The organism is Microcystis sp. M44BS1 (assembly GCF_020244875.1).
Lineage (GTDB): Bacteria > Cyanobacteriota > Cyanobacteriia > Cyanobacteriales > Microcystaceae > Microcystis > Microcystis panniformis.
Genome location: NZ_JADBVM010000197.1, coordinates 1 through 4,926, shown reverse-complemented (window position 1 = coordinate 4,926; position 4,926 = coordinate 1). Strand labels below are relative to the sequence as shown.

3 protein-coding genes and 1 pseudogene are annotated in these 4,926 nt (G+C 46.0%); 3 read left to right on the top strand and 1 reads right to left on the bottom strand.

Annotation, left to right across the window (positions count from 1 at the left end):
• On the top strand, positions 1-190 hold a 190-nt coding region (locus IM515_RS15730), incomplete at its 5' end, for a DUF4114 domain-containing protein (RefSeq protein ID WP_287628996.1).
• 109 nt (positions 191-299) lie between these two features.
• Positions 300-419 (top strand): annotated as a pseudogene (locus IM515_RS15725) (bluetail domain-containing putative surface protein); the annotation flags it as partial.
• A 281-nt stretch (positions 420-700) separates the two neighbouring features.
• Here IM515_RS15725 and clcA read toward each other — a convergent pair.
• Positions 701-2,035, bottom strand: coding sequence for a H(+)/Cl(-) exchange transporter ClcA (gene clcA, locus IM515_RS15720; RefSeq protein WP_287633622.1), 1,335 nt, complete (start codon positions 2,033-2,035; stop codon positions 701-703).
• Between the two features lie 480 nt (positions 2,036-2,515).
• On the opposite strand from clcA, the gene IM515_RS15715 reads away from it, so the two are divergent.
• A complete protein-coding gene (locus tag IM515_RS15715; RefSeq protein WP_287698064.1) occupies positions 2,516-4,702 on the top strand; it encodes an FUSC family protein in 2,187 nt (728 codons plus the stop codon).
• Positions 4,703-4,926: the final 224 nt, after the last annotated feature.

Genomic DNA, 4,926 nt, shown 5'->3' with positions numbered 1-4,926 from the left:
TACCCTAGAAAACTATATAAGTCATGAAGTGGCCTACTTCTCCTTTGGGGCGGCAAATCCCGATGGGGCGGAACATTTACGGTCAAGGGGGAATAATATCTTTGGCTTTGAGGATTTACCGGGGAACTTACCCAATATCAGTGATAACGACTTTAATGATGGGATTTTGGCGTTTAATTTTATTGCTTAATCGTCAGGAGCAGGTTTGACAAGCCATTTCCTCTGGGAGTTGCCGGTGGTTGTCTTTTTCTGACTGCGAATCACCGTCATTTGTCGCCCCACAGGACTCATTACCGTTTCTGATTAATGGTGGCATGGCTGGCTTCCAATCCAGCAATGATTTATTAATAAATATCACTGGATTTACCGGTACTTTACCAGCTTTAGGGAGCATTCCAGTGGGTAATTTCTTTATCTAAGTGTCTAAGGCGTAGGGTGCGTTAGGCGGCCATCAATTCCGTCAAAAAACCAAAATTAACAAGCCGCCGTAACGCACCACCTCTATCATTAAATTGGTGCGTTACGCTATCGCGCTTCACACCCTACTGGACTATTATTAAATCTGTAGGGTGTAGGGTGCGTTAGGCAGCTACCAATTCCGTCAAAAAACCAAACAACTCAAATCACCAAGAAAACGGGTTTCTTCGAGAAACTATTTAGAAACCCGTTTTCTTTGAGAAACCCGTTTTCTTGTAATGGGTTAAATCCGATCGCTGGGGGGTTGCCGCTCTAATTTTTCCAAAATTCGCTTGAGCAAGACACTATAAACAGGTTCGCCACCTAGAATATGAGCGGTGATGGCAGCACAGATACAAGTTAGTAAAATCGGCAGTGCCACCAAAAAATTATCCGTCAATTCCATCACCAACATGACGGCGGTGAGGGGAGCGCGGACCGTGGCCGCCACTAATCCCCCCATCCCAGCGACGGCAAAAACCCCGGGTTGGGGCAGTTGACCGGGAAACCAAGCATCGCACACTTGTGCCAGCCCTAAACTGAATAGAGTGGCCAAGGCTAACATGGGGGCAAAAATCCCGCCAATTTCCCCGGAACCATAACAAATCATTGTCAGGAGAAAGCGCCCTAAGAAAACCAGCAGCAAGACCGCTCCTGGAGCTTCACTATTAAAAGTCCAGATGACCGATTCATCGCCACTGCCAACTAAGGGAGCGTAGCGCCAACCGAGCCAACCGATCGCACTTCCCACCAATAACCCCAGCAGTTGGGAAGGAAGTCCCCGCAGCCGGCCAAACCAGTCTAGGGAACGAAACAGGAAAAAATTAAAATAATAGCCAACGATTCCCAGCCCAACCCCCAAAATCACGAACATCCAGAGAGTCCCTAGAGGAACTCTCTCGAAATGGGTGATTTTCATGAAACCCTCTTGACCTACAAGCAGCCGGAGGACAATGGCCGCCGTGATAGAGGCAACCATCACTGAACGGTAGGACAAAATCCACGAGTCAAATTTGGGGCGTACTTCTTCGGTGACAAACAAGATACCGGCGATCGGGGCATTGAAAGCTGTAGTTAATCCTGCTCCTGCTCCCGAAGCGATCAGGATACGCGCCTGTTCAGAGGAGGCCCCGACGAAAGCAGCCACCATCTTACCGATGGCACCTCCGATTTGAATGGTCGGCCCTTCAAAACCAGCAATCATCCCCGCCCCAATGGAGAGCATTCCGCCAAAAAACTTGACCGGCAGGACTCGCCGCCAGTCGAAGGGCAAGAGGTTGTCGAGCGCCCCTTCAATCTGGGGAATGCCGCTGCCAGCCGTATCCGGCGCTACCCTCCGCACCAGCCAGAAGCTGACATAGACCATCCCCCCGGCTACCAGGCTAGGGATTAACCAATTCAGAATCGGGTAATCAGCCAGAGCAGCAGCCAGTTGTTGCCGTTGCTGGAGGATGTGGTGTACGGTCATCCGAAAGCCAGTACCCACTAAACCAGCTAGAATGCCAACAATTGCCGCCCACAGGACGACCCGGTTGAGCCGGTGCTTGGCCTCTAAAAATCGGGCTGGAATGTTGCCCAAGATATCCAATGGGGATGTGGGACCAGAATCGCTCTCTGCCATAGAAAAGGATGAGTAACTGTTGGTTTAAGGTTAACATTGAGAGTATCAATAGTCTGCCCAGACATCTCTCCTGACAACCGGGTAGTTTCAAAAATGAAGCATAAAGTATTTTTTTAGGTCCGGCGCCTGACCCTCTTTCACTCTTTTCTTTCCTTCACCTTGGCAGTAGTGGTTAGGGACTTGCGTGGGAATAATATCCCAACCAGAAAATCGCTCTGTAGAAGAATCAGACCAGCCAGATGGCACATTATCAAAGCGCAAGTCCCTAACATCTCGAAGGCTCTCGCCCTACTTAGGGTGATCAGCAAACCTGAGCGATCGATCAGGGCGCAAGCTTTGCGCCCCTACAGTAACGGATTTGTCCACAATGTAGGGGCGAACTGCGTTCGCCCTATGGCACATTATCAAAGCGCAAGTCCCTTATCGGTTTGGTTGTCAATGCAATCTCTAATCCCATTTACAGTCATGAATAAAATTCACCCCGAGTTGAGTCAACTAAGGTTCTTCTATGGCATTCAATCAGCGATCGCCATAGCCCTACCATTGCTCATCGGCCTCTTGATGGGCAATCTCAAGCTCATCATTTTACCTGCTCTGGCTGCATTTTTGATTAATTTATTCCTGGGTAGCCTGTCTGTCAGTTACCGAGATAAATTATTAGGAGTGGCGATCGCTACCCTAGGCTGTGCCGGGGTCATGAGTCTGGGAACAGTGACTGGCCAGATACCTTGGTTGCTGGTTATCTTCACTTTTCCCTTGTTGCTGCTCTTCAACTTTATCAGTGTGCTGGGAAGTACAGCCACGGCCATCGGACAGGTAGTGGCATTGTTTTGGTTTATCTCTACTCACCTACCCGGCAATCTGGATCTGGCCCTAGAAAGATTTTGGTTACTCTTATTGGCCGGTATTTGGGTAATGGTTCGACCCTTGGTAATATGGCTCAACGATCCCTACAGGCCAGTTAAACAAGCCATCATTGCCAGTTACCAAAGCTTGACCCATTTTCTCGAAACTGTTGCCCGAGTTGAGATTGCCGATAAGGACGAACTCTGGGATGTAGAAACATCCCAAGCGCAACATCAAACTGGAACAATGATCGCCCAAGCTCGTAGCCTCTGGCACGAGGTTTATAGTAGTCAACCCGGCACTCATATTGAAGGCCAGCGCTTGATTTTTCTGATTGAGAAGCTAACTGATATTTATCGGGAAGTAATTGCTCTGACAGAAGTGGTTGTCGGACAAAACAAGAGAGAATTGGCTGAGATGGGACCAGAGCTTAAGCAAGCCTGCCAAACCTTGATCGAGGTAATGAAAACCCTGGATGATATAGTTAAATTGAGGAATACAAGCGATCGCCAAGAAATTGCTCAAGAAACCTTGGCGATGCTCACAACTTTACAGCAGCAAGTGCAAGACTTAAAGAAAAAGTTCCGTATTGGCAGTAATTCCCAGAAAACCATCACACCTAATCTCCATAAACTCATCCTGATTCTGAACAATCTGGCAGAACAAATTGATGCCACTATTACCCTACTCCTCGATCACCAAAAGCAAGTCAAGGTGGCACTCCAATCAGTTCCCTTAACCCCTGTCACCCCTTTTTGGGAAATATTGAAAAATAACTGGACTTTTGAGTCGATTAATTTTACTGCGGCCATGCGTCTAGCCACTGTCACTACTTTTGCCATGTTGGTATCCATTCTACTCCATTGGCATCACGGTTATTGGATAGCTTTAACGGTGCTGTTTGTTCTCCAGCCAGATTATGGTGGCACAATCCAAAAGGCTATACAGCGCATTGGTGGCACTATTTTAGGGGTAATCTTAGCAACTCCCATAGTTTTGCAGATTCAAGATCTAAACCTACTAATAATAATTCTAATTATCTTAGCTGCCCTAACTGCTGCCTTCCGTTTTGTCAATTATGCTTTCTTTATGCTCTTTCTGACCATGCTAATTGTGCTGATTCTAGATCTAGACGTACCCAAAGATTGGCAGTTAGCCGAGACAAGAGTTTTTCATACTGTATTGGGGGGAGCTTTGGCAGTCATCAGTTACTATCTTTGGCCAATTTGGCAGAGACGTTCCCTACCTCGAAGAATTGGCATTTTACTAGAAAAGAGTATCAGTTATTTTCAAACTGTGGCCGCCGCTTATCAAGGACAAGCTCAAAGTGCCAAGATCTTAGATTTAAGCCGCCGTCAAGCTGAATTAGCCAGTGATAATGCTTTAGCTACCGTCCAGCGCATGAGACAAGAACCAAAGCGATTTCAGGGTAATGTGGTAGGAACAACAGAGTTGATTCTCAATGGGGTTAGTTTTATTAATGGAGTGACTACCCTCAGACAACATCTTCAGCAGTTTCAGCCTTCCCAAACACTGCCCGGATTAGATGAGTTTATTGAACAAGTAACGAAAACATTTGAGAATTTGCAACAAATCCAACAAACAGGGATTAACTCTTTATCTATGCCCAATTTTAACCAAAGTTTACATAGGTTAACGGACTATTTAGAAACCATTCCAGAAGATCAAACTGAAGAAGTAATATCTTTGACTTTTATCATTGCAGAATTACATCAACTTACAGAGAAATTAAAGGGAATGTTTGCCGCAATCCCTTAGAGTAAGGAAAGGAAAAAGATTGTCACTCAATCCACTCATCAATAATGTTTGAAATTGTCTTATCCTGCTGCATCTGAAGTATATCTGAACTTCCCCCATACATATATACCACAATAGCAGAAAACCCTTATCCATCAATGGATGCACCCCTTAACATTTCTTAATGTACCCATGTAATTTGTAACATTTCTTAATGGACAAGAATTCTCTCTATTTGCTAAAAT